The sequence below is a fragment of the Natrialba aegyptia DSM 13077 genome, from assembly GCF_000337535.1.
Lineage (GTDB): Archaea > Halobacteriota > Halobacteria > Halobacteriales > Natrialbaceae > Natrialba > Natrialba aegyptia.
In genome coordinates this window covers 84,830-109,485 of the sequence record NZ_AOIP01000032.1, presented here as the reverse complement: position 1 = coordinate 109,485, position 24,656 = coordinate 84,830, and the positions used below count along the sequence as shown (strand labels likewise).

Here is a 24,656-nt window from a genome sequence, read left to right as displayed (position 1 = left end):
CCGCGTTGGATTCAATCGCGCCGCTAGAGTATCACGAAGAAAACCGCTCGAAATCCAAGTTAGAGACCGTTACTCGTCGTCTTCGTCCTCGACTTCGAAGTCAACGTCCTCGAAGTCGGCGTCGACGAACTCTTCGTCGTCACCGCCGGCAGTGCCGCTCGGGCCCGGGTTGGGGCCGCCGCCCATGCCACCCATGCCGCCGGCACCGGCCGCACCAGCACCGCCCGCTGCGCCGGCACCGCCAGCGCCGCCAGCGCCGCCAGCGCCGGCTTCCTGATACATCTGCTTGCCGATCTCCTGCAGTTCGGTGCTCAGGTCCTCGGTCGCGGCCTCGATGTCCTCGGCCGTCGCCTCGTCGTCGTCGATCGTCGCTTCGAGTTCTTCGATAGCCGCCTCGATGTCGCCGCGCAGGCCGTCGTCGACCGCCTCCTCGTTCTCTTCGAGGAGGGTTTCGGCCCGCTGAATCGTCGCTTCGGCCGTGTTGCGGGCCTCGATGCGCTGGCGCTTCTTCTCGTCTTCTTCGGCGTGCTTTTCGGCTTCCTGCTGCATCTCGTCGATTTCGGCGTCGGAGAGGCCAGCGCCGCCCTCGATGGTGATCTCCTCGGTTTCGCCGCTGCCCTTGTCCTCGGCAGAGACGTTGACGATACCGTTTTCGTCGATACTGAAGGTGACCTCGATCTGTGGCGTTCCCGCGGGTGCCGGCGGGATGCCGGTCAGGTGGAACTCGCCGAGCAGTTCGTTCTTCTCCGCGAGTTCGCGTTCGCCCTGGAAGACTCGGACCTGGACCGTGGTCTGGTTGTCCGCGGCGGTGGTGAAGATCTTCGACTCCTCGGTCGGGATGGTCGTGTTCTTCTCGATGAGGCGTTCGAAGAGACCGCCCTTGACTTCGATACCCAGCGAGAGCGGCGTCACGTCCAGCAGGACGATGTCGTCGACCTCGCCGCCGAGGACGCCGCCCTGGATGGCCGCGCCGAGCGCGACGGCTTCGTCGGGGTTGACGTTCTTCTGGGGTTCCTGGCCGGCGAGTTCTTCGACCTTCTCGGCGACCTGGGGCATCCGCGTGGAACCGCCGACGAGGAGGACTTCGTCGATGTCGTCTTTCTCGTAGCCGGCGTCTTCGAGCGCCTGCTCGGTCGGCTCGACGGTGCGCTCGATGAGTTCCTGGGTCAGGGATTCGAACTTCGCGCGCGTGAGCGATTCTTCGAGGTGGATCGGGCCGTCGTCGGTGGCCGTGATAAAGGGCAGGTTGATCTCCGTCTCCTTTCGGGAGGAGAGTTCGATCTTGGCCTCCTCGGCGGCGTCCTTGAGCCGCTGGAGCGCCTGGCGGTCCTCGCGGAGATCGATGCCGTGGTCGGCCTCGAACTCGTCGGCGAGGTAGTCGATGATGGCTTCGTCCCAGTCGTCGCCGCCGAGGTCGTTGTCCCCGTTCGTCGCGACGACTTCGTAGACGCCGCCGCCGAGGTCGAGAATGGAAACGTCGAAGGTCCCGCCACCGAGGTCGTAGACGAGGACGGTCTGGTCGGCGTCGTCTTCGAGTCCGTAGGCCATCGAGGCGGCGGTGGGCTCGTTGATGATGCGCTCGACGTCGAAGCCGGCGATTTCGCCGGCGTCCTTGGTCGCCTGGCGCTGGCGGTCGGAGAAGTACGCGGGGACGGTGATGACGGCCTTCTCGACATCGTCGCCGAGGTACTCTTCGGCGTCGCGTTTGATCTTCTGGAGGATCATCGCCGAGATTTCCTCGGGGGTGTACTCTTCGCCCTCGATATCGACGGTGTAATCGTCGTCGCCGATGTGGCGCTTGATCGAGGCGATCGTCTTTTCGGGGTTCTGGATCGCCTGGTTCTTCGCGGGTTTGCCGACGAGCCGCTCGTCGTCGTCGGTGAACGCGACGACGGAGGGGGTCGTCCGTTCGCCTTCGGCGTTGACGATGATCTCCGGATCGCCGCCTTCCATGACGGCGAACGCGCTGTTCGTCGTACCGAGGTCGATTCCGAGAATCTTGTTGCTCGCCATTGTGGAGGGTATTGTGCGCACTTTGTTTTAAGCGTTACTAGCCAGACTCGTGAGCCGAATAAAATTCTGGACACGCCGTTGTCACTGTTCTGTCGGGCGATTTCGCAGACGAGTACGAATGGAAGCGGATAAGCCTGGTGGCCGATATTGCGTTATCAATCGGTGAGACGTGGAATTGTCGTCCGTCTAGTTATTCAGCGGTAGATCAGAGTCGCTACCGTCCAATAAGTAGAACGGAAGCCGCTAAACCGGCGTACAGTGTCCCGGCTGTTGAGACAGCCGAGACGTAGCTTCCAAGCTGATGGGGTTTGCAGCCACGGTTGGGTACATTCTCACGAGATAGAAGGAACGCGGCTGCAACCGAACGGTACGACAGCTAGTGCCCTGGATCGCGTCGTTGACATCCTCCTCCGGCTAAAGCCGGAGGAATCCCAAGCGTTGGGATATTAGGGTTTGCAGTCTCCCTGTTCTCTCGTGTTGAACGACCCGCTCTCGCGGTCGAACAGGAAGACTCCGGGCTGTGCCAACCAGCCGTTACTCATATCCCCCGTCGGGGGACTCTGAGTTATCCTTCTGCGGATATTCACCGCACCGTTCACATCCGCGTTCATCGTCGTCTCGCACGATGAACAGACGTACAGACCACGCTCCACGCGATTACTGTCTCGAATTTGCCCGCAACACGAACACGTCTTGCTCGTGTTCTCCTCGTCTACGCGGTCAACGAGGATACCGTGTTCCTCGGCCTTGTATTCGAGTAGACGGGCGAAGCGGTCAAATTCCCATCCGTGGAGTTTCTTGTTCCCAGACGTACCCCAGTTCCGCGAGTCACCGTTCTCATCTTCGCGGATGTCGCTGAGATTGCCAACCGCGATTTTCTTCACACCTTCCTCGACACACCGCTCAACGATGTGTTTTGAGAGGGTGTGGAGGAAGTGGTCTTTGCGCCGGGAGAGTTTCCGGCGAGCCTTCAACGCACGTTTCGACGGCCCGTTCTCTCCCTCGGTCTGGTACTCCTCGCGGGTGAAGTAGTGCTTGTCCTCTTTCAGCGTGTTCCCTGGATACAACTCAGAGGGGCCATCCTCGTGGTCGATGGCGAGATAGTTACTGATACCGAGGTCGATGCCCGCCGTCTTGTCGCCGGGCGCGTCCTCGACGGGAATCTCTTTCTTGCAGACGAGGTGGAGTTCCCAATGGTCGCCGTTCCAGACGGCACGAACCTGCTGGATGTTCTCCACCTGTACGTCGGGACGAGTTTCGTATTCGGCGAGGATGAAGTCAGACCGCGACTCTTTCAGGTTGAACCCTTTCGAGAGGCGGAGTTGACCGTGTTTGTCGTCGTGCTTGATAGCCCGCTGTTTCCACGTTACGGTGGAGCGTGGGTGTCGGTCGCCACGTTTCCGGTAGCCCGGTGGGTTGTTGCCGTCGTCGGAGTTGTACCAGCCAGTGAACGCTTCAGCAAGTTCTTCGAGAACTCGCTGACTTGACTGAGAATGCAGGTCACTGTAGCGTTCGTGGTCTTTCAACTCCGATTTCAGTTCGGCTTCGCCGGGTATCTCACCGTCTTCGTCCCACCGTTGTTGGATGTAGTAGCGCCCGACGTTCCACAGTTTGGATGCGGAGAACCCGCACTGGTCGAGATCGCCACGAACCTGTTGGTGGTTCGTGATGCGTGCGACGTAGGTGCGGGTCGTCTCCAGCATCGTACTGACTTCATAACGTATTATGAAAAGATAGCTATTAAAATCAACGACTGTGCGTGGAATATCTGGGTGAAGTGTCGTCGGTGGGTTGCTGGTCAGAGTGTCGGATTCATCCCGCGCCTAAAGGCGCGGGTATTCTCCTTGCTCTCTATAATGATTTCAATCGTGGAGGCTTCGCAGTTTAATACCCGTGTCCCTGCCCGGATCGCACAACCAAGAACGGCAGTACAGAGGTGGTTTTGCCGTCAGATTCGATCTGTGAGTTCGGCCGAGAGCGACACGAGTTCTCTCGCGGACGAACGCTCCTTCCCGCCGCCCAGCGGTAGATATAAGTCACTACCAGTCAACAATTAGGACGGAAGCCACAACGGACATGAAAATGTCCCGGATGAGCCACCATCCGAGACGTGGCTTCCAAGCGGTTAGCTTGCAGCCATGTTTGCGTACATTCTCACGGGATATAAACATCCCGCACGATTGATGAATCGACGGAGTCGACCAGTAGCAACGCGTTCTGCCGAACGAACGAGCGAATCGGGGTGCCGATCGGTATGACCGACGACGCGGACGCGAGCGATGCGGCTAGCGACGGCACCGCGAGCGACGTGGGTGACAACGGCACTGCACCCGACACGGCTAGCAACGGCACCGAGACGACGGGCGAGCCGGAGACCGTCAGCCTCCCCCGCTGTCCCCGCTGTGGGACGCCGATCGCACGGAGAACCATGATCGGCCCCGGCGAAGCCGTCGCCGGCCCCTGCGGCTGTCGCGTCGCCCCGCCGGACCCCAACCGGTCCGACTCGAATTCCGACGCCGAGTAAGCCGCGGCCACCGCCAACCGAGTTCACCTACACTCGGGTCGCGGCGGCCAGCCGAGTTGTCGGCCGGTGTGCGAGACCACCATCACTCTCACCACTGCAGTCATCGAACCCACACCGACACCCACCACAACCATCACCACCGCCACAACTCGGCCCGCAAACGCGACGCTCGAGTGAACTTCGGAGTCAAATTCACCGCCGCCAGCGCTCGGCGCTGAAACCGTCGTAGCGAATCCCGACAATCGACGAGCACCCCACTCCCGCTGAACGCTCGCCGGGCGGTGTTGATACAGCGCCCCTCAGCCAGTCCCGTCAGTCGGGACCGCTGACGAAGGATTTGATAATCCGCGCCTCACCCCGCCGCAAAATCGTACTCGCAGTCGACTTGTCGATCCCGAGTTCGTCCGCCACCACAGCGAGGGTACACGTCCGCGGAATCTCGAAATACCCCATCCGAATCGCCGTTTCGATCACTTCTCGCTGGCGCGTCGTCAACAAGCGGTCCGCGTCCGGCGACTGAATCAACGAGAGGAGTTCGTACTCGTAGGGTCCGCCTTCGAGCAGCTCCTGCACGCGGTCCAGTTCCTGACGCGTCCCCGTGAGATCGAACTCGTACCAGCCGTCTTGTACCGTGATCGGGAACTCGATCGTGAGCGACGACCGTTCGACGAACTCGTACAGGGCGGTGTCGGTCGTCTCGTATTTGACGAGCGCGCGCCGCGCGTCCGATTCCAGCAGTTCGGAGATCTCTATCGAGGGATGGTCGGCCATCGCCGCGACGACGGCCGCCGGTCGGTCGGTGATCGTTTCGCCGAGTTCCAGCGCCCGCTCTTCGGTCCGGTATCCCGAGAGGAGCCTGAACGTCGCCTGCGGGAACGCGGTGGAGAGCTGAGCTACCCAGAGGGCTTCCGAGAGTCGTATCCGGAACGTCGCGCTAATCATCCGCTCCGTCATCGCGGGCTAGTCCGTCTCGTGTCATCGTCCACCGTTTCCGTAGGGCGTCGTGTAACTGCCTAGTACACGCCGATCGATATTAGTCTCCGGTTCCGGTTGCAGGCCGCGTGACGTACCCGCTGCCTGCGAGAACCTACCGACTCGGTCACGCGACCAGCGGCGCAAGCGCCAGCGAAAACGCCAGGAGTAAGAGTCCCGCGTAGAGGCCCCCGACGAGCCAGACGACCTTTCGGGGTGCGGTAATCCGGCCCTGTTGTTCGGCGCGCGCAGCCACGTAGCCTGCTAGCGGAAGCACCTGCAACGCGTGGAGGCCGGCGAAGTGTGCCACCCGAAAATCCCCGGCGAGCGTCCAGCCGACCGCCGGCAGCGTGTAGCCGCTACCGACGGAGTTCGTATTCAACACGCCCATCACCTGCCCCTCGAACGCGCCGACGACGAACAGCCCGCCGCCGAGTGTAATCCCCAGCGCGAACGCCGGATGAACGTCGAACCCGTTTCGCGTCGCGCGAACGAACAGCCACGCGACCAGCAGCGTCATCGCGACGATCACCGCGCCCATCGTCACGTAGATGGCCGTGTCGACCGTCGTCGCGTAGTTGAAATGCGACCGGGTGCCACGAGCGGCTTGGCCGGCGATTGCGACGATTTCGATGCCCAGCGCACCCGCGATGGCCCACGAACTCGATCGTCGGAATCGCCGCGAAACCGTCAGGTGCGGTGTAAGCCAGGCGAGGGTCGCGGTAAACAGACAGATCGAGACGGCAAACTTCGTCGGTTTGAGCCACGCGGACTCCCCGTTGACGACGCTGGGGTCTACCGCGAGCCCGACGAGAAAACCCAGACACAGAACGGCGTTCCCCGTGGCGGTCCAGAACAGGATCGGGTTTCTTCCGTGGAGGTCTCGCGGGAGCGCTGTCAGTCTATGTACGGACGTTCCGTATCCGGCGGTAACAGATACGTCGTCGCTCCCGTTCATACGGAATCGACGGGCGTCGATCGCTTAGCTGCTTCACCAACATGTTGGGTTCCTCAGTGACGGTTGCGATCCGACGGCTCGACCGACGAGCGCGTTACGACTGCCGCGGACCGACGAGTTCAGCGACCGCCATCGTTACGACGACCCGACCGGTACTGTCCGGTTGCATGAACCCACCAGTCGAAGGGGAGACGCGAACGTTCGAGCGGACGTTCACGGTAGCTGATGTCAAGCAGTTTGCCGAACTCTCCGGGGACGCGCAGCCGCGTCACACTGACGCGGATGAAGACGGTCGGGTGATGGTCCAGGGGTTGTTGACGGCGACCATGCCCACGAAGATCGGCGGCGACAACGAGGTACTGGCGCGGACGATGGAGATCGAGTTCATCCGACCGGTCTACACCGGAGAACACATCACGTGTCGGTCAACATACGAGACAGTCGCAGAACGAGACGACCGCTACGAGTTCACGTCGGCCGTCGACTGCGAGAACGAGGGTGGCGAGACCGTGTTGCGGGCGACGATTGAGGGGCTTATTTGGAAGGATGCCTGACACCGACAGGAGGGGAGTTCCTCGGTCTACGACGACTCGTCGCGCAGCCGTTCGAGAACGTCTCGTGCGTTCTCCAGAGCCTGTTCTTTCTTCGCCGGGTAGGCTTCGACCTTCGCCCGGAACATGATGCCGTCGCCGACGCGGACGGTTCCCCCGAAGGCGGCCTGCTTGTCCAGGCGCACGAAGAGTTCGGTGTTTTCGGTCACGCGGTCGTTGAGTTCGTCGAGCAGGGTGTCGAACGACTCGAGTTCGGTGAGTTGCGAGAGGACGTGGCGAACGTCGTCGGCGTTTTCGACGCGCGCCGAGAGGATGAGGATGCGGTCGCCGTAGTGGCCCTCGGTTTCGGCACGATCGATTTCGAACTCTTCGGGGAGGAAGGTACGCAGGGCTTGCTCGACGCGCTTTTCGTCTTCGGTGGCGTAGCAGAACGTTCGGATGTCGACGTAGTGAAGCGGGATCTGTGGCATCGGTGTCGGTGTCGGTTTCGGTGTGGGTGCGGGTGTCGGCGTCGGTCTCGGTGTGAGTGTGGGCCTCAGAGTCGAGTTCGATTCGACGTCGGTGTCGGTGCCGATCGTAGTGGCAGTCTCGGTATCGCCGTCAGCGTCGGTTCGGTGTCGGTGACAAAACGGGACAGCGCGTGAAGGAGGTATTCACACGGCCAGCGGCTACACCCGACAAGAGAGGCAGTCGTGTGCCGAGCGTCGGGAGGCAGATACTGCCCGTGTATCGCGTTAGTTGTCGGTGTCTGCGTCTGTGTCGGTGTCGGTGTCTGCGTCCTCCTCGGCAGCCGCCTCCAGATCGTCCTCCGGAATCCCCGTCTCCTGGCCGTCCTCGAAGCTCACGGTGTAGGTTACATCGCCGAACATCGACTCCATCGTCTGGGTGATGGTGCCGGTGTCACCGTCGAACTCGCTGTGCTTGTCGTTCAGCACGACTCTGTCGTCTTCCTCGAAGCTCATAGTCGCAGTTCCCCGCCACCGCGTAAAAAGGGACTGATTCGCGTCACGATAGCTCGGTCGTGCCAGTGACGATCTGGTGACGATCTCGAGGCGGCTGCCGCGAAAGCGTCCTCACAGCCGGCGGCGTTGTTCGTCCGCTGACTTCGTGCCCTCCGGCTCGGTCCCGACCGACCGAACACGCAGCCACTCGCATCCGGCTCCGACACTGACTGCGAGGCCGTAACAGCTTCCGAGGAACGGAATCCAGTACACCCAGAACTCGAATCGGGGAGCGAGGGCGTTACCGATTGCGGTGCCGACGCTGTAGAGCACGTAGCCCGGCAGCGCAAGCGGTGAGAAGAGTTCAGTCTTGAGCCAGCCGAGGGCGAACGGGACGACGAGCAGGATGTAGGTCGCGATCGTGACCGGACTGGTAAGGGCTCGTCGGACGAGCAAGAAGGGGCTTGTACGCAGCTCCCTCTCCTGTGGGTGTGAGACGGGCTCCGCGTTCGGATCGGACGAAGCGGTCATGAGTCGGCCCTCGTTTCTGAACTCGTCTCGGTCGAGTCTGCGGCCGTCTTCGCTTGCGTATTCGACGGGGTCGAGTTCGCTGGAGCCTGCTCGAACTCGAGTAAGCCGTGTAACGCGAGGACGTGCGCTGTGACGAGCCGTGCTTGCTGGGTTCTGGTCGCCTGGTTGAGGAGGAACTCGGTGGTTTCAAAGAGGTAGGTGGCGGCGTCGAGTTCGTGGGCGGCCTTCTGGAAGAGCAACGGACCGCCGGCGGTGCTTTCCTGGGCGGTAAATCGGTGGAACGGCAGGTACCACGGGACGGCGTCGTCGTTGAGCGCATCGACGAGTGGCTTGCCACGGGCGGCGGCCGAGTGAAAGACGACCTGGCCGACGTACTCTCGATGGAGGCCGTAGATACCCAGCGAGCGGTGCAAGTCGAGGACGACATCCGGGTCGTACCGTTCGACGGCATCCCAGATGCCGGCTGCGAGTGATGTCGTCGGCGACTCGTCGCCGGGGAATTGGCGATTGAGATCGCCACTGGTCCCCCTTCGAGTATCGTTTTCGACGGCGACGCGATTGGTTTCGGGGACGACGACGATCGTTCCCGCGTCGGGGTGCCAGTCGGCGACCTCGTGGGCGACTCGAATGCCGCTTCGCTCATCCCCGTGGATGCCGCCGAACACCATCGCTGTCGGCCCGTCTCGGTGGCTCTCGATCGCATACAGCGGTGTTTCGTGAACCGTCCCGGGGAGCAGCCGTTCCGTGCTCGTGCTGGCCTCGCCCCCCTCTCCGGGAGTGCGCGCCACGGAGAGTAGGCGATCGTTTCCCGTCTGTGAACTCGTGAGCCCAGCAGTCGCTGTGCCTGCGAGTGCAGTGACGGCGGCCAGAGCGCGCCGACGCCTCATCGTATGGATGAAATAGATACTGCCTAAAGCCCCTTCTCATTGGCGATTCCAGTGTCAGCCACGAAATCAAAGGGAGCCAACTAGTCGGTCGTACGATCTACCCGGTCACCCGAGATCAGCGTTCGAGTTCACTCAGCAGCGTTTCGGCTGCCGCACTCGAAGAGCCGGGGCCGCGGGCGGTGAGCAGGTCGCCGTCGACGGTGACGCTCGTGTCCTGGTCGAGTTCGGCGTCCCAGTTGCCGCCGGCGGCGATAACTTCGTCTTCGACCCAGTAGGGAAGTTTGCGCCCGCTCGGCATCAGATCGTTCTCGTCGACGATGGTCGCTTCCCACTCGTTGGGGAAGCCGGTCACGTCGCGGCCGTCGACGATGAACTCGCCGTCGCCGTCGCGGGCGAACGCGAGCAGGCCGAGGGCGTGACAGACGACGAGTGCTTTGCCGTCGCCTTCGATGGTGTTTCGGAGCAGTCGGCGGGCATCGCTGTCCTGGTTGACGTCCCATTCGGTTCCGTGGCCGCCGGGGAAGACGACGGTGTCGTAGTCGGCGGCGTCGGCCTGTGCCGTCGGGATCGGATCGTTGAGCCGTTCGTCGTTTTCGTGGACATCGCGGACGTGTTCGGCGGTCTCTTCGCCGACCTCGTCGGGGTCGAGCGAGCGGTCGTCGATTTCTGGCGGACTGCCGGACGGCGTGGCGACTGTAATCTCGATCCCGGCGTTCGAGAGCGTTTCCAGCGGTTCGACACACTCCTCTCCCCAGTAACCTTCCTCGCTAACGACAAACAGTGCGCGTGTCATCGATCGCGGTAGGGTCGGCAGACTCAAAACCTCCGTCCCTGCCAATGATACTGCCGGTACCGACACAACCTCTATGACACATGTTCGCATACGAAACCCTCAATCGATCCTGAAGTGGCCTTTTTCGCCGCTGAGAACGTAGCTGAATGCGACTATGGCAGACAGACCAAGTCCCTTCGATGGCATCGATGAACTGCTCGACAGACTCAATCGCCAGCTCGAGACGGCCGCACGCTCGTGGGAGTCGGGGATGGAGGATCGAAGCCGGTTCGACCTCTCGATGGGGAGCTCAGCGACGAGCCTCGACATGACCGACGAGGGTGATGCGTTCGTTGTCACCGTCGACGTGCCCGGCTACGAGACCGATGACCTCGACATCCGCCTCTCGGGAAAGACGCTGTCCATTCAAGGAGAACGAAAGCGGGCGACGGAAGACGAGGAGAGTGATGAGGGAGACGAGGGCGGCGATGTCTACATTCGCCGCGAGCGCGAGGTTCAGTCGTTCAGTCGACAGGTATCGGTTCCGGAACCGGTCGACGCCGAGAACGCCGATGCGACGGTCAACAACGGTATCCTGACGGTAGAACTTCCCAAACGCGACCCGGACAGTGAGTCACACCAGATCGACATCCAGTGAATCGATCACGTCGATGGTGACGACTCGTCCAGGTTCAACGCGTCGAAGAACCGCTGGGCGATCCGTCCGCTGACGAACGCGAGGAGTTCGTTCGCGTCGCCCTGCTCGTCGGCAAAGATACCGAGTCCGATGTGGCCGCCGGCCATGTCGTGATGCCCGCCGACCGACCCGAGTTCACCGAAGCCCTCGGTGAGCGTCTCGCCCATGTTGATCCGCGGGTCGATCGACCGGCCGCTGATCCGAATCGCGTCGCCGACGATGCCGTAGACGAGGACGGTGTCGACGCCCTCCAGGTTGAGGAGGTAGTCCGCCGCCTGGGGCAGCGCATCGGTCTCGCCGGTTTTGCCGACGCTGGCGATCATCGAGGAGCCACGGCGATCCCGGGTCGCAATCGCTCGACCGATCGCGTCGAGCGTCCCCGGCGAGAACGCGCTACCGTAGAGCTGTTCGAGCACGTCGAGTTCAGCGTCGGGATAGACGGTGAGTGCGGCCTCGTACTCGCGGCGGGTCGGGTCGCGGACGAAGTCGAGGCGTTCGCGGTGGACCGCAAAGAGCAGCGCCGAGGCGAGGCGGTTGGTCAGATCGATATCGAGGCTGTCGAGGTATTCGACGAAGATCGTGGCCGTCGCGCCGTATTCGGTTCGCACGTCGACGAAGGGCGCTTCGACCGCCTCGCCGGGGTGGTGGTCGACGATGATGTCGGGTTCGATGTCCGGGTCAAGCGCCGTGTTGCTCCCCGGAACGGTGTGATCGACGAACGCGATGGTTGTGAATTCGTCAATATCGCCGTCGAGTTCCTCGATCGGTTGCACGTCGACGGCGAGCATATTGACGAACGCCCGGTTCTGCTGGTGTGAAATTTCCCCGCCATACGTGATGGTCACCTCGTCGACGTCGTGCTCCTCGGCGATCGCCTCGAGTGCGATAGCGCTGGCCAGACAATCGGGGTCCGGATTGTCGTGACAGACGATCGCGAGCGACGAGGTCGACTCGAGCACCGAAACGAGGTCGGCCGCACGGGACATAGGCTGAACTCGTCCTACGGGAAACAGGGGTTTGAACCCAGTGACGGTAACGGGGACCGTTCCGACGCCGTCGCGGCGAAACTCGCCGTTGACCGGCGTCGCCTGCGGGTACGGAGACCGTACGAAGATGCCGCCTTCGAGTAGGCAGATCCGACTCGAGAACGCCCGGCCTACGTGCGGGGCCGAGATGAGCAACGGCTCGATACAGCGCGTGCGAACCGTTGACGAAATCTATTTCATACCGGGACGACCGTTTTCGTGTATGCGAGACGCCTATCTCGTCGGTGCGGGACAGTCGGCCTACGGGGCCTTTCCCGAGGAGAGCTACCGCTCACTGTTTCGAACGGCGTTCGACGCGGCCGTAGACAGCGTTCCGGACGAGTTCGACGCGGACGAAATCGACGAGGCCTTCATCGGTACGCTCGGCGTCGGCGGCCGGCAACTCGGCCTCTCGGGGCCCGCCGTAACCGAACACGTCGGTCTCGACGGCGTTCCCTGTACGCGGGTCGAAAACGCCTGTGCGGCGAGCGGCTTCGCCGTCCGCCAGGCCGTCCAGGCGGTCAAATCCGGCATGGCAGATGTCGCCCTCGCGGGCGGCTTCGAGGTCATGACCGACATGAGTTCAGACGCGACGAAGTACTGGCTCGGCGTCTCCGGCGAAACCGAGTGGGAACGCCTCTCGGGAACCACCTTTTCCGGCGTCTACGCCCAGATGGCAAGCGCCCACATGAACGAGTACGGCACCACCCGCGAACAGCTCTCGCGGGTCGCCGTCAAGAACCACGCGAACGGCGCGAAGAATCCCCACGCCCAGCTCGGATTCGAGTGTTCGCTCGAGGACGCCCAGTCCGCCCCGGTCGTCGCGGACCCGCTCAACCTCTATCACTGCTGTCCGACCTCCGACGGCGCGGCCTGCGCCCTGATCGTCAGCGAGGACGTCGTCGACGACTACACTGACGATCCGATCCGCGTCGCCGGCGTCGGCGCGGGCAGCGACAGCGTGGGACTGTTCCAGCGCGACACCTACACCGGCGTCCCCGCGAGCCGGCGCGCCGCCGAGACGGCCTACGAGATGGCCGACATCGATCCCGCCGACCTCGACTTCGCGGAGGTCCACGACTGCTTCGCCATCGCCGAACTGCTCGCCTACGAGGATCTCGGCTTTTGCGAACCCGGCGAGGCCGGCGACCTCATCGAGTCCGGCGCGACCGAACTCGGCGGCGACCTCCCGGTCAACACCTCCGGCGGCCTCAAGTCCAAGGGTCACCCCATCGGCGCGACCGGTGCGGGACAGGTCGTCGAGGCGTTCAAACAGCTCTCCGGAAAGGCCGGCGAGCGACAGGTCGAAACCCCGACGCGCGGACTCACGCACAACGTCGGCGGCAGCGGCGGTGCTGCGGTCGTTCACGTATTTGAGAGGCAACAGGAGGTGAGCGCCCGATGACCGCCATCACTGCCGTCGGCGCGTACACCCCTCGATTCCGAATCTCCGCCGCGGCCTTCGAGGAGGCCTGGGGCCACTTCCGGGCCGCCGGCATCTCCGAAAAGACCGTCCCCGCCGCCGACGAGGACGCCCTGACAATGGGCTACGAGGCCGCAACCCGCGCACTCGAGGCGGCCGAACTCGCGGGTGGCGAGGTGGACTGGCTCGCGTTCGCCACCTCGACTCCGCCCGTCGCCGAGGCGGACCTGACCGCCCGTCTCGGCGCGATGCTCGCCGTCTCCGAGTCGGCCACCCGCCACGTCTTCACGGGCAGCACGCGGGCCGGAACGCGCGCGATCTCGGCCGGCATGGACGCAATCGACGCAAACGCTGCCGAGGCGACCGCCCTCGTCGTCACCGCCGACGCCCCGATGGGCCACCCGGACGGCGAACTCGACCACGCCGCCGGCGCGGGTGCCGCGGCGCTCGTCCTCGAACCCGACGGCCCCGCCCACATCACCGACCGCGCCGAGTTCGCCCAACCCTATCCCGGAACGCGCTTCCGAAACACCGGGGACGACGAGACGCAGGGACTCGGCGTCACGCAGTACGATCGCCGGGCGTTCACCCAAACGATCGGCGGTGCCGTCGCCGAACTCGAGCGCGAGCGCGACCCCGACGTAGCGGTGGTCCAGGCACCGGACGGCAAACTCCCCTACCGCGCCGCCGGCGCAGCGGGCGTCGACACCGACGCTATCCGGGCCGCTGCGACCGTTCACGAACTCGGCGACCTCGGTGCCGCGAGCGTCCCCGCCTCGCTCGCCGCTGCACTCGCCGCCGGCACCGAGTCGATCCTCGCCGTCTCCTACGGCAGCGGAGCCGGGGCTGACGCGTTCGCGCTCGAGACCGCCGGGGACGTGCCAGCGCGAATCGACCTCGACGGTGACGCCACCCTCTCGTACGCCGAGTACTTGCGCCAGCGCGGCGTCGTCACGACCGGCCCGCCATCGGGCGGCGGCGCGTACGTCAGCGTCCCCTCCTGGCAGCGTTCGATCCCCCAGCGGTACCGCCTCGAAGCCGGTCGCTGTCCCGACTGTGGCGCGCTCTCGTTCCCACCGGCCGGTGCCTGTAATGACTGCGGGACACTCGATGCCGCCGAGCCAGTTGAACTCGCCGGAACGGGGACCGTCGAAGCCGTCACGACGATTTCACAGGGCGGCGCTCCACCGGAGTTCGCCCCACACCAATCCCGGAGCGGCGACTACGCAGCGGCGATCGTTGCACTCGACGCAGCGGCAAACGACCGCAATGGAGACGGAGACGGCAACAGAAACGAAACTGCAGACGCAAACACGAACGCGGAGACAGCCACGCTTCGCACAGTCAGTGTCCCTGCAATGGGTACCGACGCTGCACCCGATGCCTTCGCTGTTGGTGATCGCGTCGAGACGACGATCCGCCGCATCTACACCCAGGAAGGGGTGACGCGATACGGATTCAAAATCCGACCGCAAACGCCATAGCGGTCGACGCACGACTCATCGCGCACTCGGCAGTGCATCGTTTTCGACCCAGCGTGCACCTTCACTTGAGAGGACAGAGCCCCGACAACGACGAACTCGGGCTAAGCTATAACGAGGGTGACTGGAAAGAGACGACTAGTCCGCGTTGAGCGGCGGCTTTGCGGATCTCGCTTCGTCCGAAACATCGGCAGGCGTATTGATGAACATTGCGTGGCCGATGATCGCCATCGCGGCGAACGCACCGATAGGAACGGCAGCGATCAACGAAAGGCCAACGGCCGTTAGGGCTGCAGTGATCCCGAGCAATGCGACTGGGATGAGGCCAAGAACAAGGTCGTAGTATCCAGTCATAATCTGTTCTATAGTACGCGAAATAAGTATATAAGTGTTTCCCATAATCGCTTGATATTGAACTGGTTTCTAATTCATATTCACTACGTCGGGTTTGTATAACTTATGAGTTTCTTATAGACCAAACACCACCATTAAATACATGAGTATATGTATGATATAACTAGTCGTAGAATCGCCGTAGCGGTGGATATCGAGCACACATTCCTCTCTCAGAAACTATGTTTTTAGCTGTCACTGTTGAAGGCGGATGCACAACCACCTCACGTATCTTATGCATCGCTATCGCTGTGTACAATCGTTCGATCCATGAGATAGAACTCGGCGCAGGCGAGCCAAAGGGAAGCTCAGCTTCGGCGCATGGCGACGTACCCGAGCCGCCAGCTGACCAGTGCGAGCAGTCCGAAGCCGGTGATCACGAAGCTGAACGTCCAGTGGAACCCACCCTCGAAATAGGGCGAGGAACGAAGCGCAAGCCCGACGTTCGCCGCTGCGATCCACGTCAGTGCCGTAATTCGAATCGTCTCGACGAGCGATCGAGTCGCGACTCTCGTGTAGAGACCTGCCAGCAACGCCATCGCAAACCAGCCGATCAAAAACGGCGCGACGCGTTCGAGCGTTGCGAGTGGGCCGCCGAGTGACCCGTGGTGAGACTGCCCAAACATGATCAGTCCCGTGAGCAGGATGACATCGACAACTGCAATCGCGATTGTCTCGCGGTCGACGGTCACTCCCTGATCATCAACCCGAACTGCGGTATCCATACGTGCTCATCGGACCTGAACCACTATTGGTGTCCCGATTCTCCCGCCGTTTCACTCGCTTCGAGTAGCGGACTCGCCGACCATCGCAAACCCTTCGGTTTGCTCACTCCCGACGGAGGTACCCGATCGTTCCCGGATCGAAATAATACTGCGACCCGCAGTTCGCACAGGTCGTCGAGAGCGTTTGGCCGTGTTGGTGGAGTTTCCAGAGTTTCGTCTGGCTGCGCTTGATCTCGAGTGTCACCGGGTGGTTGCAGTTCGAAACCGTACACGGGAATCGGACGTACCAGTTCGGGACCGAGAGCGCGCCAAGCGGCGCGAGTTCACTGCGGAGCCGACAGAGCAGGTTGAAGATGGTCACCGACGGATTCTCGCGGTCGATCGCGACTCCTTCGACGTCGGTGATGAAGCCGCCGCGATTCTCCTCGCTGTCGTACAGCGGGAGGACGGGAATGCCCTTTGCGAGCGCGTAGCCGGTCTCTTGATTGATCCACTGGCTGGTCGCCGCCCGCTCGGTCAACACAGCAACGACCACGTCGCTGTTGGCGAGTCGCCCCTCGAGGCGCGCCCGCGAGCGGCCGGATTCGATCTCTTCTAAGGCGATGTGGACGCCGAACGGGAAGTTCTTGACCGTCGAGAACAGGTCTTGGACGAGCTCGAGGTCACCGGGAGCGTGCGAGACGAATACCTGTTCTCCGGACATACAGCGGTCGTCGGTACCTTGGTGTGTGAATCATTATTAACGTATCTACTCGGGCTGACTCTCACTCGTTCCTGATAGTCAGTATTTCGGATCAATCAAGGGCCTCCTGGGTGATTGTCTCGAGAACGCGCTGGGAGAACTCGACCTGCGAGAGGTCCGCCGAGAGGCGGTCGAACCACTCGCGCTCTACGTGCCAGGTGCCACGGCGGTCGCCCTCGGGTGTCAGCGAGGTCACCTCGAGTCGACCGGGTTGCCACTCGCGTTCGTCGGCGATCGCGAGCAACGTTCGGAGGACGGCTCCAACTTCGTCGCTCGTGATCCCGGGGGTCTCCGAGACGGTTTCGTATTCGAGTTCGATTCGCGTGCCATCGTCGATAGCTGCATCCGCCGTTTCGGCCGTCGTGTTTCCGTCGCTTCCCGCCGTTTCGAACGCGGTGACGTAGATGCCGTGGCTCATGAGCCGGTTCTCGAGTGCGACACCGACGGGTCGCTGGTCGGTCATATGTGAGCCATTGGCGCGGCGAGAGAAAAGTCGTCGGGCTGGTAGTCGTTGTGTCGGGTCGGCTTTGCGTCGGGTCGCGTTAGAGTGGGTCGACGAGCGCTTCGAGTGCCGCCGTCGGATCGTCAGCCTTCGCGACGCCGCTTGCGAGCAGGACGCCCTCGGCACCGAGTTCACCCGCGGCGACCACGTCGTCGCCGGTGCTGATGCCGGCACCGCAGAGCACGGATACCTCGGAATCGACGCCGGCCGCGGCGTCGACGGCGTCCTCGACGACGTCGGGATCGGCCTGACTGACCGGCGTGCCGGTGCCGATGAGTTCTGGGGGCTCGACCGCGACGGCGTCGGGGCCGAGTGCTGCTGCAGCACCGATCTGGGCGGGATTGTTCGCGCAGACGACGGTTTCCAGGTCGGCCCGCCGTGCTGCCTGAACGGAGCCGTCGATATCTGCGAGTTTCATGCGCTGCTCGGAGTGGTTGATCAGCGTCCCGACCGCGCCCGCCTCGGCGACGGACTCGGCGAGTGCGTGTCCCGTGTTGCTCCCGTAGTCGATCGGATCGACGTGCTGGGCCCACGTCTCGACGCCGGTCTCGGCGACGCGTTCGAGGTGGGCCGCCTGGGGCGCAACGGCCAAGCGAGCGTCGGTAGTCTCGTTTACGTCGCGGACGGCCTCCGCAACGGCGACCGGATCACACGGATACGTCTTCAGGTTGACGAGGACGAACATAGCAGAGAGGCCCGTCCCGCGAAAGAAATAGCTTGCGAGTCGACGACCGACTTGCGGCAATACTCGCGGGAGACGGCGGGCTGTAACCGACTCGGTCTCTCACTGTCCTGCTCTCGCTGCGATCCGTGATCCGTGGCCCGTGATCCGCTATCTATTATCCCTGATCCGCGATCCGCTCTCAATCCTTCCGCTTGACGACATCCCCGAGCGTGTAACTGCCCGAAGAAGAGCCACCGGACCACTCGGAGTCCTCGCTCGACCCGCCCTCCGCGCTCAGATCGATGTCGAGGAAGCGCTCGAGTTTCGACTGGACGCGATCGCTCGGCAATGTATCACCCCGCTCGATCTTGTGGATGAGACTCGACTTCTCGTTGAGTTCGTTCGCCAGATCAGACTGGCTGAGGCCCTGCTCCTCGCGAGCCGAGCGAACGAGATCGTCGTAATCCGGCGCGAGTTCATCCATGTCGTCGAACATGTCCGACCGGCGCTGTGAACTCGAGGACGAGGACGACGAACTCGTCCCACTGGAGGCCGACCCACCGGACTGGCCGCCTGAACTCGAGGACGACCCGGTCGAGTACTTGGTGGACGTGTTCGAACTCGAGGGCTGTTTGACCTCGGTTCCGAAGTCGGTACAGTCCGCGCACACGTCTAACTTCGCGCCCTCGACCTTGATGGTCTTCGGAGACGACGTCTCGGCGCCACACATCTCGCACTGAACCATGAGTGAACCTATATCCCGGCGAGTCATAAACCATGCGGCGCGGCCCTGTCGCAGAGAAAACGGTCTCGTTGGAACCGAACTACCCGTCACGAGATGCTTTGTCTCCGAAATACGGATACCTGAAAACGGCCTCAATCCAGCGCAGACCAGGAGTAAAAGAACCGCTGGAGCGCGGTCAGGTGGCCGACGACGGCGAGGAAGACCAGCAGCCAGCCGACCAGCGTCAGTCCGCCGAGGTCACCAGGAACGGGAAAGGCGAGGACGCCGACGACGCCGATGATCGCGAGGCGGTCGGCGCGGCCGACGAGGCCGCCGTAGACGCGGTCGAGGCCGACGGCCTGGGCCTGGGTCCCGAGGTAGGAAGTCATGACGACGCCCGTGACGGCGAGGAAGCCGAGCAGGTAGTTGCCGATGCCGGCAGCGAGACCACCGATGATGACGATGTCGGCGTAGCGGTCGAGGACGTGATCGAGTAGATCGCCGCCCGCGGAGGCGACCTCCTGTTCGCGGGCGAGTGCGCCGTCGACGATGTCGAGCCAGCCGTTGACGAAGACGAGAACCGCAGCGACGAGATACCAGACCGGGTCCGCCCGCCCGCCGAGGAAGAACGCGCCAGCAGCCAGGACGGCCATGCCGAACGCGAGGACGCTCACCCCATTGGGCGTCATACCGACGCGGTCGAAGCCGGTGACGAACGGGTCCAGAAATCGCGAGACGTACGGTCTGAATCTATCGAGAGTCATGTCAGATACCCCATAAAGTCAACGTCTCCGGCACTCGGCTCCCGGTCGCCGGTTACGACGCGCTCGAGTTCGTCCGCGACCGTCTCGGGTGCTCGGTCGGTGGTGTCGATTTCGTAGACCGACTCGAGACCGTGTTCGTCGACGGCTTCCGAGAGGATCACGTCCAGCGCTTCGCTCTCTGCGTTCTCGCGAGCCTTGGCGTCGGTTTCCCCGCGCTCGCGCAGGCGCGTCTCGAGTTCAGCAGGCGCACACCGGAGGACAGCGACGCGGTCGGCGTCGAAGTGGTGTGCGAGGTGGGATTCGACGATACGATCCCCCTCGCGCGCTGCGAGCCACTCTGCTAGCGCGTCGAGGTCCGCGACCTTGCTCTCTCGATTGGCGTCGACCTCGGTGTAGAGGCCCCCGTCCTCGAGCACCTGATTGAGGTGGACGAGTTCGAACGCTTCTTCGGGTTCGCCGAGTCGGGAGTCGAGCAGCTGGGTCGCTGTCGTCTTCCCCGTTCCGGGCGTGCCGGTGATTGCGATTCTCACGTGTCGGCCACCTCCGGTTCCGACTCTGATTCCGACTTCGACTCCGACTCCGATTCCGATTCCGGTTCCGGTTCCGGTTCCGGTTCCGGTTCGTAGTCGAGTGTCGCGAGCACGTCGGAAAGCGTCTCGATCGCGCGCTCGGTTTCGGCCTCGGTACCGCAGGTGATTCGGATGCACTCCGGGAGGCCAAAACTCGTACAATCGCGGACGATGACGCCGCGCTCTTGCATCGCGTCGGCGACTGCGGTCGCATCACCCACGTCGACGAGGACGAAGTTCCCCGCACTCTCCCAGACGTGTGCGTCGATTTCCTCGCGCATGGCGGCGCGGGACTTGCGGACCGTCTCGACGGTTCGCTCGACGTGATCGCCGTCTTCGAGGGCGGCGAGGCCGGCCCGACAGGCGAGTTCACTCGCGGCGAAGGGTGTGTTCACGCGGGCGTAGGCGTCGGCCCACGCCGCGGGGACGACGGCATAGCCGAGGCGAAGCCCGGCGAGGCCGTAGACCTTCGAGAACGTCCGTAAGACGGCGATATCGTCGCGAGCGTCGAAGCCGTTCCGCCCCTCGACGAGCGAGAGGGCGCTGTCGGTCTCGGCGAACTCGCCGTAGGCCTCGTCGACGACGACGAGCGTCTCCGCGTCGGTTTCGTCGGCGAGCCGTTCGATCTCCGCGAGTTCGATCGTCGACCCCGACGGGTTGTGTGGACTGGTGAGGTAGACGATGCGCTCGCCCTCGTATTCGCTGAGGACGGTGTCTGCGGTCTGGGTGAACTCGTCCTCGCGGTCGAGCGCGTACTCGCGGACGTCGCCGTGGTGGAATCGCGCGCTCATCCCGTAGTAGGCGAAGCCGGGCGTCGGGACGAGGACGTCGTCGCCGGGTTCGAGCATGGCCCGCGAGAGGTAATCGAGCGCGCCGTCGCCGCCGTTTGCCAGCCAGACCTGGGCGGGGGAGACGCCCCAGCGGTCGGCGACGGCGTCGGTAAGGTCGGTGTGGGCGGACTTCGGGTACGAACTGACGTTCGAGGCGGCCTCGCGGATGGCCTCGGCGGCCGCCGGCGAGGGCCCGAGCGGGTTCTCGTTCGAGGCGAGTTTGACGAACTCCGAGGGGTCGCGCCCGAGTTCACGGGCGACCTCCTCGATGCCTCGACCCGCCTCGTAGGCGACGTGATCGGACAGGTCGCGCGGTTGCATACGCGAATTCTGTTCGTCGTGGCTCTTAAGGGTGCTCACCTGTGTCGACGGTCTCGCACGGAACGGTAGTGACTAGCGTTCACACGCGACAGTCATGCATATTCGATAGTCGCCGAAAACTATTCGGAAAATTGAACTCCCGGAAAACGACGAACTCGGGCCGCTCGAGACGCTGTCCTGACGGCCTACTGCAGGTTCCGGAGGCGCTCGAGCGTGTCCGCTTCCTCGGGATCTTTGTCGTACCGAACGCCCACAAATCGCGGGAACCGAAGCGCATAGCCAGACGAGTACGTCGGCGAGGCCTGAATCTCCTCGTAGCCGACCTCGAAGACGACCGCGGGTTCGAGTTCAACGTTCTGCCCCTCCTCGGCGGCGATGTGGGGGTCGAGTAGTTCGGTCAGCTCTTCCAGTTTCTCGTCCGTGATCCCGGTTGCGACCTTCCCGACCGTCTCCAGTTCGTCGCCGTCGCGCACGGAGAGTTCGAACGTGCCGAGGAAGGTCGCCCGGCGACCCTCGCCCCACTCCGCGCCGGTGACGACGCAGTCGAGGGTGTCCACGTCGGGCTTGCGTTTCCGCCAGTTCTTTCCGCGCCGACCCGGCGAGTACGCCGAGTCGGGGTTCTTGAGCATGATGCCCTCGTGGCCGGCCGCGAGCGCGTCGGCGTCGATGGCCTCGATCTCGCCCGGGTCGTCGGTGAGCCACAGCAGCGAGAGACCGTCGACTTCGGCGGGGTCCTGATCCCGATCCGGCCCCGCGGCGAGCACCGACTCGAGGCGCTCGTGCCTGCTCGTCAGCGGCACTTCGAGCAGGTCCTCGCCCCCAGCGTGGAGGCAATCGAAGAAGACCGGACGGACCGACACGTCCTCGCGAGCCTTCGCCACGTCGTGCTTGCGCCGGAAGCGCTTGAGCACCTCCTGAAACGGTAGCGGGCTCCCGTCCTCATCGATCGCGACGACTTCGCCGTCCAGGATGACTGGCTCGTCGAGCGTTTCCGCGGCGAACTCGACGACCTCCGGCAGCGCGTCGGTCACTTCCTCCATGTTCCGGGAGAAGACGCGCGTCTGGCCGCCCGGATCGTGGTGTAACTGGATGCGAGCCCCGTCGTACTTCCACTCGACGCCGGCCTCGTCCCACTCCTCGAGGGCGTCCGTGACGGTCCCCGCCTGGGCGAGCATCGCCTGAACCGGCCGGCCGAGTTCGAGTTCAATACCGTCGAGTCCCGACACGCCCTCGTCGCGGGCAACTTGCGCGACCTGTCCGTAATCGTTCGAAACCTGCAGGGCGCGCTCGACGCGGTCCTCGGGGACTTCGAACGCTTCGGCGATCGCGTCCCGGACCGTCCCCTCGCCGACGCCGATGCGCATCTCCGAGAGAACGAGGCGGGCGAGGTAGCGTGCTTCTGAACTCGAACAGCGGTTGAACAGCCCGAAGAGGAGATCGACCTTTCGGTCCTGGCTGCCCGCGCCCTCGGCGGCCGCGAGTTCGGTGAGCGTGTCGTCGACTTCGCGGACGGTGAGGTCGTCGCCGCTGCCGGTGCTATCGCCACCGCCGCCGGTGAACGCGCCCAGTCCCTGCTGGCCGCCGAAGTCGTAACTCGCCGCCACGTCGCCGATTTCGCCGCGTTCCGCGAGGCGCTCCTCGACGTCGTCCGCCGCGACGTTCGTCCCCGCCGCGCGGGCGATGGCCTCGTAGCACGTGTTCGGGCCGATATCGAGCGTGGTCGAGTCCCAGGCGGGAAAGACGCGGCCCTGGACGAATCGAGCGACGACGGGGAGGTCGTCGCCGGCGTCTTCGAACAGATCGCGAACGTGGGCGACGATTTCGAGGTCCGCGGATTCGGCGTCGATCGCGGCGACACGGTCGGCGAACGTGGCGAACTCCATCGGCGGTGTCTATCGCCGGGGTGCCTAAAACGGTTCTGAGACCGGTCGGCTGCCGGTGACAATCTCAACTTGCTAGCGGAGAGCGTTCAAACGTATCCGCCGTGGTCTCGGCCCCCGAGCGGTCGCGACGGCAATCCGCGCATGCGGCATCGAGGACGACCTTTAAACCGGTCGCGCTCGCACAGGGAGGTATGCCAACAGCGGACCTCGCGGCGCGGGTCGCGGACGTGTTGTCGGTCGAAGCCGACGGCTTTCGCGAGCGAGCCGAAGCCGACGCCGAGGTAATCAAAGAGGAAGTCGAGGACGGCGTCTTCGACAACCCCCAGGCGATCGTCGGCCTCGAGTACGAGTTCTACGCGATCAAGGACGACGACTGCGCGCTGCGGCGAGTGCCCCGTCGCCTGCTCGAACTCATCGGCTTCGAGAAAGAACTCGGACTCCACAACGCCGAGATGACGACGAGTCCACAGCCGTTGAACGCCCACGGACTCGCCGCTCAGGAGTCCGAGGTCAAAGCGCGCTTGAAGACGGCGCTGAAGGTGACCAAGTCCGACCGGATGCGGCTGGTCAGCGACGGCCTCTGGACGATTCCGCCGGAAGGCGAGGATGCGACGACGTACCTCACCGACAGCGTCGAGCGCACCGTCGATAGTGCGGACGGCGACGCGCGGTCGATCCGTGCGGCGACGAACATGAGCGACTCCGCGCGCTACCACGCGATGGCCAACACGGACCGAGCCGACGCGGCCGGCATGCGCATCGACGCGCCGCACGTCTCGTTGCAGGCCGATACGGTCATGCCCGAGAGCCTCATCACGTCGATCCAGCCCCACTACCAGGTGCCCCACGCGCCCGACCTCCCCGCGTACTTCAACTACGCCGTCCGGACCGCCGGCCCGCTGCTCGCGCTCGGCGTGAACTCGCCGTTTTTCCCCGCGGACCTCTACGACGACGGGGCGACCGCCGCGGACATCCTCGACGACGGCTGGATGGAACACCGCATCAGCGTCTTCGAGACCGTGTTGAACGATCCGAACACGGGCGAGGGGAAGGTGCGATTCCCCCACGACCTCGAGTCGGTCGACGAGGCGATCGACCGGGTCGCCAGCGACGACACGATGGTGCCGATGCCCGTCGAGGCCGGCGAGCGCTTCGACGACCAGTTCCCCCACTTCCGGCGCAAGCACGGCACCTACTGGCGCTGGGTGCGCCCCGTCTTCGGCGGCCCAACGCGCTCGGCCGCGAACGCGCGTATCGAGTTCAGACCGATCCCCGCTCAGCCGACGGTTCGAGACTCCATTTCTTTCCTGGCCGCCTTCGCCGGCCTGCTCGAGAGTCTGGTCCAGCTCGAGCACCCCGTCCACGAACTCGACTGGCAGACTGCCCGGGAGAACTTCTACGCCGCGATGCGCGACGGACTCGATGCCGACCTGGTCTGGATCACGAACGACGGCAAGGAGACGACGGACACGCTGGCGCTCTACGACGACCTGCTCGCACACGCCGAGGACGGCCTGACAACCCGCGGACTGACCGACGAGCAGGCAGCGAAGTACCTTTATCCGCTGCGCCGGCGCGTCCGTCAGCAGGTGACGCCGGCCCGGTGGAAACGCGAGCAGGTTCGCGCGGCGGTGACAGAGGGTGCGGATCTCGAGACGGCGATCGAAACGATGCAACGGCGGTACGTCGACCGGCAGCGCGAGACGCTGCTCGAGGGCAGTTTCGCGGACTGGATCGGCGACTGACGTCCGTTCTCGTTCTCGT

At 63.8% G+C, this 24,656-nt stretch carries 26 protein-coding genes; 6 read left to right on the top strand and 20 right to left on the bottom strand.

Annotated elements, in window-relative coordinates; genetic code table 11:
• Nucleotides 1–69: 69 nt before the first annotated feature.
• Together dnaK and C480_RS14580 are read right to left on the bottom strand one after the other, a co-directional pair.
• A complete protein-coding gene (gene dnaK / locus C480_RS14585; protein WP_006666385.1) occupies nucleotides 70–2,013 on the bottom strand; it encodes a molecular chaperone DnaK in 1,944 nt (647 codons plus the stop codon).
• 446 nt (nucleotides 2,014–2,459) lie between these two features.
• Nucleotides 2,460–3,716: an RNA-guided endonuclease InsQ/TnpB family protein gene (locus tag C480_RS14580; RefSeq protein WP_006666384.1), complete on the bottom strand. Its 1,257-nt coding sequence runs from the start codon at nucleotides 3,714–3,716 to the stop codon at nucleotides 2,460–2,462.
• 551 nt (nucleotides 3,717–4,267) lie between these two features.
• Here C480_RS14580 and C480_RS14575 point away from each other — a divergent pair.
• Entirely contained in the window at nucleotides 4,268–4,537 is a 270-nt protein-coding gene (locus C480_RS14575; protein ID WP_006666383.1) for a hypothetical protein, read from the top strand.
• Between the two features lie 312 nt (nucleotides 4,538–4,849).
• Here the strand turns inward: C480_RS14575 and C480_RS14570 are convergent, their stop codons facing one another.
• Together C480_RS14570 and C480_RS14565 are read right to left on the bottom strand one after the other, a co-directional pair.
• The gene (locus C480_RS14570; RefSeq protein WP_006666382.1) at nucleotides 4,850–5,491 is read right to left on the bottom strand and encodes a helix-turn-helix domain-containing protein; all 642 of its coding nucleotides are present in this window, start codon (nucleotides 5,489–5,491) and stop codon (nucleotides 4,850–4,852) included.
• 145 nt (nucleotides 5,492–5,636) lie between these two features.
• Nucleotides 5,637–6,467, bottom strand: coding sequence for a hypothetical protein (locus C480_RS14565; protein ID WP_006666381.1), 831 nt, complete (start codon nucleotides 6,465–6,467; stop codon nucleotides 5,637–5,639).
• Between the two features lie 167 nt (nucleotides 6,468–6,634).
• Between C480_RS14565 and C480_RS14560 the strand changes: the two genes are divergently transcribed.
• Nucleotides 6,635–7,021, top strand: a complete 387-nt coding sequence (locus C480_RS14560; RefSeq protein ID WP_006666380.1) for a hotdog family protein — start codon at nucleotides 6,635–6,637, stop codon at nucleotides 7,019–7,021.
• Between the two features lie 26 nt (nucleotides 7,022–7,047).
• Here the strand turns inward: C480_RS14560 and C480_RS14555 are convergent, their stop codons facing one another.
• The 5 genes from C480_RS14555 to C480_RS14535 all read right to left on the bottom strand — a co-directional run bounded on the left by C480_RS14555 (nucleotide 7,048) and on the right by C480_RS14535 (nucleotide 10,170).
• Nucleotides 7,048–7,488, bottom strand: a complete 441-nt coding sequence (locus tag C480_RS14555) for an RNA-binding protein (RefSeq protein WP_006666379.1) — start codon at nucleotides 7,486–7,488, stop codon at nucleotides 7,048–7,050.
• 264 nt (nucleotides 7,489–7,752) lie between these two features.
• On the bottom strand, nucleotides 7,753–7,980 hold the full coding sequence (locus tag C480_RS14550; protein ID WP_006666378.1) for a hypothetical protein: 228 nt from the start codon (nucleotides 7,978–7,980) through the stop codon (nucleotides 7,753–7,755).
• Between the two features lie 111 nt (nucleotides 7,981–8,091).
• The gene (locus C480_RS14545) at nucleotides 8,092–8,490 is read right to left on the bottom strand and encodes a hypothetical protein (RefSeq protein ID WP_006666377.1); all 399 of its coding nucleotides are present in this window, start codon (nucleotides 8,488–8,490) and stop codon (nucleotides 8,092–8,094) included.
• Nucleotides 8,487–9,377 (bottom strand): succinylglutamate desuccinylase/aspartoacylase family protein, encoded by an 891-nt coding sequence (locus tag C480_RS14540; RefSeq protein WP_049903735.1) that lies wholly within the window; start codon nucleotides 9,375–9,377, stop codon nucleotides 8,487–8,489. The genes C480_RS14545 and C480_RS14540 overlap by 4 nt, the downstream gene beginning before the upstream one ends.
• Nucleotides 9,378–9,492: 115 nt before the next feature.
• Complete coding sequence (locus tag C480_RS14535; RefSeq protein ID WP_006666375.1) at nucleotides 9,493–10,170, bottom strand: type 1 glutamine amidotransferase domain-containing protein; 678 nt, start codon at nucleotides 10,168–10,170, stop codon at nucleotides 9,493–9,495.
• Nucleotides 10,171–10,324: 154 nt separating this feature from the next.
• Here C480_RS14535 and C480_RS14530 point away from each other — a divergent pair, with 154 nt between their 5' ends.
• Nucleotides 10,325–10,807: an Hsp20/alpha crystallin family protein gene (locus tag C480_RS14530; protein WP_006666374.1), complete on the top strand. Its 483-nt coding sequence runs from the start codon at nucleotides 10,325–10,327 to the stop codon at nucleotides 10,805–10,807.
• A gap of 5 nt (nucleotides 10,808–10,812) precedes the next feature.
• On the opposite strand, the gene C480_RS14525 is transcribed toward C480_RS14530, so the two are convergent.
• The gene (locus C480_RS14525; RefSeq protein ID WP_049903780.1) at nucleotides 10,813–11,832 is read right to left on the bottom strand and encodes a DHH family phosphoesterase; all 1,020 of its coding nucleotides are present in this window, start codon (nucleotides 11,830–11,832) and stop codon (nucleotides 10,813–10,815) included.
• A 262-nt stretch (nucleotides 11,833–12,094) separates the two neighbouring features.
• On the opposite strand from C480_RS14525, the gene C480_RS14520 reads away from it, so the two are divergent.
• Both C480_RS14520 and C480_RS14515 read left to right on the top strand, forming a co-directional pair.
• Nucleotides 12,095–13,276 carry a thiolase domain-containing protein gene (locus C480_RS14520; RefSeq protein WP_049903778.1) on the top strand — a complete coding sequence of 394 codons (1,182 nt, stop codon included), beginning with the start codon at nucleotides 12,095–12,097 and terminating at the stop codon, nucleotides 13,274–13,276.
• On the top strand, nucleotides 13,273–14,778 hold the full coding sequence (locus C480_RS14515; protein ID WP_006666371.1) for a zinc ribbon domain-containing protein: 1,506 nt from the start codon (nucleotides 13,273–13,275) through the stop codon (nucleotides 14,776–14,778). The genes C480_RS14520 and C480_RS14515 overlap by 4 nt, the downstream gene beginning before the upstream one ends.
• Nucleotides 14,779–14,913: 135 nt before the next feature.
• On the opposite strand, the gene C480_RS14510 is transcribed toward C480_RS14515, so the two are convergent.
• The 10 genes from C480_RS14510 to ligA all read right to left on the bottom strand — a co-directional run bounded on the left by C480_RS14510 (nucleotide 14,914) and on the right by ligA (nucleotide 22,892).
• The gene (locus tag C480_RS14510) at nucleotides 14,914–15,129 is read right to left on the bottom strand and encodes a hypothetical protein (protein ID WP_006824531.1); all 216 of its coding nucleotides are present in this window, start codon (nucleotides 15,127–15,129) and stop codon (nucleotides 14,914–14,916) included.
• Between the two features lie 347 nt (nucleotides 15,130–15,476).
• Nucleotides 15,477–15,893, bottom strand: coding sequence for a DUF3054 domain-containing protein (locus C480_RS14505; RefSeq protein WP_006666369.1), 417 nt, complete (start codon nucleotides 15,891–15,893; stop codon nucleotides 15,477–15,479).
• A gap of 103 nt (nucleotides 15,894–15,996) precedes the next feature.
• Nucleotides 15,997–16,596 carry a toll/interleukin-1 receptor domain-containing protein gene (locus C480_RS14500; RefSeq protein ID WP_006666368.1) on the bottom strand — a complete coding sequence of 200 codons (600 nt, stop codon included), beginning with the start codon at nucleotides 16,594–16,596 and terminating at the stop codon, nucleotides 15,997–15,999.
• A 91-nt stretch (nucleotides 16,597–16,687) separates the two neighbouring features.
• Entirely contained in the window at nucleotides 16,688–17,098 is a 411-nt protein-coding gene (locus C480_RS14495; RefSeq protein WP_006666367.1) for a hypothetical protein, read from the bottom strand.
• A gap of 79 nt (nucleotides 17,099–17,177) precedes the next feature.
• A complete protein-coding gene (tpiA, locus tag C480_RS14490) occupies nucleotides 17,178–17,822 on the bottom strand; it encodes a triose-phosphate isomerase (protein ID WP_006666366.1) in 645 nt (214 codons plus the stop codon).
• Nucleotides 17,823–18,000: 178 nt separating this feature from the next.
• Nucleotides 18,001–18,546 (bottom strand): multiprotein bridging factor aMBF1, encoded by a 546-nt coding sequence (locus C480_RS22275; protein WP_083873388.1) that lies wholly within the window; start codon nucleotides 18,544–18,546, stop codon nucleotides 18,001–18,003.
• 131 nt (nucleotides 18,547–18,677) lie between these two features.
• Complete coding sequence (locus C480_RS14475; RefSeq protein ID WP_006666363.1) at nucleotides 18,678–19,289, bottom strand: CDP-alcohol phosphatidyltransferase family protein; 612 nt, start codon at nucleotides 19,287–19,289, stop codon at nucleotides 18,678–18,680.
• On the bottom strand, nucleotides 19,286–19,819 hold the full coding sequence (locus C480_RS14470; RefSeq protein WP_006666362.1) for an adenylate kinase family protein: 534 nt from the start codon (nucleotides 19,817–19,819) through the stop codon (nucleotides 19,286–19,288). Before C480_RS14470 ends, C480_RS14475 begins: the two co-directional genes overlap by 4 nt.
• Complete coding sequence (gene hisC, locus C480_RS14465) at nucleotides 19,816–21,009, bottom strand: histidinol-phosphate transaminase (protein ID WP_006666361.1); 1,194 nt, start codon at nucleotides 21,007–21,009, stop codon at nucleotides 19,816–19,818. The genes C480_RS14470 and hisC overlap by 4 nt, the downstream gene beginning before the upstream one ends.
• 185 nt (nucleotides 21,010–21,194) lie before the next feature.
• The gene (gene ligA / locus C480_RS14460) at nucleotides 21,195–22,892 is read right to left on the bottom strand and encodes an ATP-dependent DNA ligase LigA (protein ID WP_006666360.1); all 1,698 of its coding nucleotides are present in this window, start codon (nucleotides 22,890–22,892) and stop codon (nucleotides 21,195–21,197) included.
• Between the two features lie 191 nt (nucleotides 22,893–23,083).
• Here ligA and C480_RS14455 point away from each other — a divergent pair, with 191 nt between their 5' ends.
• Nucleotides 23,084–24,637, top strand: a complete 1,554-nt coding sequence (locus C480_RS14455; protein ID WP_006666359.1) for a hypothetical protein — start codon at nucleotides 23,084–23,086, stop codon at nucleotides 24,635–24,637.
• The last annotated feature ends 19 nt before the right edge of the window (nucleotides 24,638–24,656 follow it).

Bases quoted from the DNA above. Each gene is read 5' to 3' on its own strand.
- C480_RS14560 (WP_006666380.1), top strand. From the start codon at position 6,635: ATGAACCCACCAGTCGAAGGGGAGACGCGAACGTTCGAGCGGACGTTC.
- C480_RS14555 (WP_006666379.1), bottom strand. From the start codon at position 7,488: ATGCCACAGATCCCGCTTCACTACGTCGACATCCGAACGTTCTGCTAC.
- C480_RS14535 (WP_006666375.1), bottom strand. From the start codon at position 10,170: ATGACACGCGCACTGTTTGTCGTTAGCGAGGAAGGTTACTGGGGAGAG.
- C480_RS14500 (WP_006666368.1), bottom strand. From the start codon at position 16,596: ATGTCCGGAGAACAGGTATTCGTCTCGCACGCTCCCGGTGACCTCGAG.
- C480_RS14455 (WP_006666359.1), top strand. From the start codon at position 23,084: ATGCCAACAGCGGACCTCGCGGCGCGGGTCGCGGACGTGTTGTCGGTC.
- C480_RS14565 (WP_006666381.1), bottom strand. From the start codon at position 6,467: ATGAACGGGAGCGACGACGTATCTGTTACCGCCGGATACGGAACGTCC.
- tpiA (WP_006666366.1), bottom strand. From the start codon at position 17,822: ATGTTCGTCCTCGTCAACCTGAAGACGTATCCGTGTGATCCGGTCGCC.
- C480_RS14475 (WP_006666363.1), bottom strand. From the start codon at position 19,289: ATGACTCTCGATAGATTCAGACCGTACGTCTCGCGATTTCTGGACCCG.
- C480_RS22275 (WP_083873388.1), bottom strand. From the start codon at position 18,546: ATGGTTCAGTGCGAGATGTGTGGCGCCGAGACGTCGTCTCCGAAGACC.
- C480_RS14580 (WP_006666384.1), bottom strand. From the start codon at position 3,716: ATGCTGGAGACGACCCGCACCTACGTCGCACGCATCACGAACCACCAA.
- dnaK (WP_006666385.1), bottom strand. From the start codon at position 2,013: ATGGCGAGCAACAAGATTCTCGGAATCGACCTCGGTACGACGAACAGC.
- C480_RS14550 (WP_006666378.1), bottom strand. From the start codon at position 7,980: ATGAGCTTCGAGGAAGACGACAGAGTCGTGCTGAACGACAAGCACAGC.
- C480_RS14520 (WP_049903778.1), top strand. From the start codon at position 12,095: ATGCGAGACGCCTATCTCGTCGGTGCGGGACAGTCGGCCTACGGGGCC.
- C480_RS14540 (WP_049903735.1), bottom strand. From the start codon at position 9,377: ATGAGGCGTCGGCGCGCTCTGGCCGCCGTCACTGCACTCGCAGGCACA.
- C480_RS14510 (WP_006824531.1), bottom strand. From the start codon at position 15,129: ATGACTGGATACTACGACCTTGTTCTTGGCCTCATCCCAGTCGCATTG.
- C480_RS14570 (WP_006666382.1), bottom strand. From the start codon at position 5,491: ATGACGGAGCGGATGATTAGCGCGACGTTCCGGATACGACTCTCGGAA.
- C480_RS14575 (WP_006666383.1), top strand. From the start codon at position 4,268: ATGACCGACGACGCGGACGCGAGCGATGCGGCTAGCGACGGCACCGCG.
- C480_RS14505 (WP_006666369.1), bottom strand. From the start codon at position 15,893: ATGGATACCGCAGTTCGGGTTGATGATCAGGGAGTGACCGTCGACCGC.
- ligA (WP_006666360.1), bottom strand. From the start codon at position 22,892: ATGGAGTTCGCCACGTTCGCCGACCGTGTCGCCGCGATCGACGCCGAA.
- C480_RS14515 (WP_006666371.1), top strand. From the start codon at position 13,273: ATGACCGCCATCACTGCCGTCGGCGCGTACACCCCTCGATTCCGAATC.
- hisC (WP_006666361.1), bottom strand. From the start codon at position 21,009: ATGCAACCGCGCGACCTGTCCGATCACGTCGCCTACGAGGCGGGTCGA.
- C480_RS14525 (WP_049903780.1), bottom strand. From the start codon at position 11,832: ATGTCCCGTGCGGCCGACCTCGTTTCGGTGCTCGAGTCGACCTCGTCG.
- C480_RS14530 (WP_006666374.1), top strand. From the start codon at position 10,325: ATGGCAGACAGACCAAGTCCCTTCGATGGCATCGATGAACTGCTCGAC.
- C480_RS14495 (WP_006666367.1), bottom strand. From the start codon at position 17,098: ATGACCGACCAGCGACCCGTCGGTGTCGCACTCGAGAACCGGCTCATG.
- C480_RS14545 (WP_006666377.1), bottom strand. From the start codon at position 8,490: ATGACCGCTTCGTCCGATCCGAACGCGGAGCCCGTCTCACACCCACAG.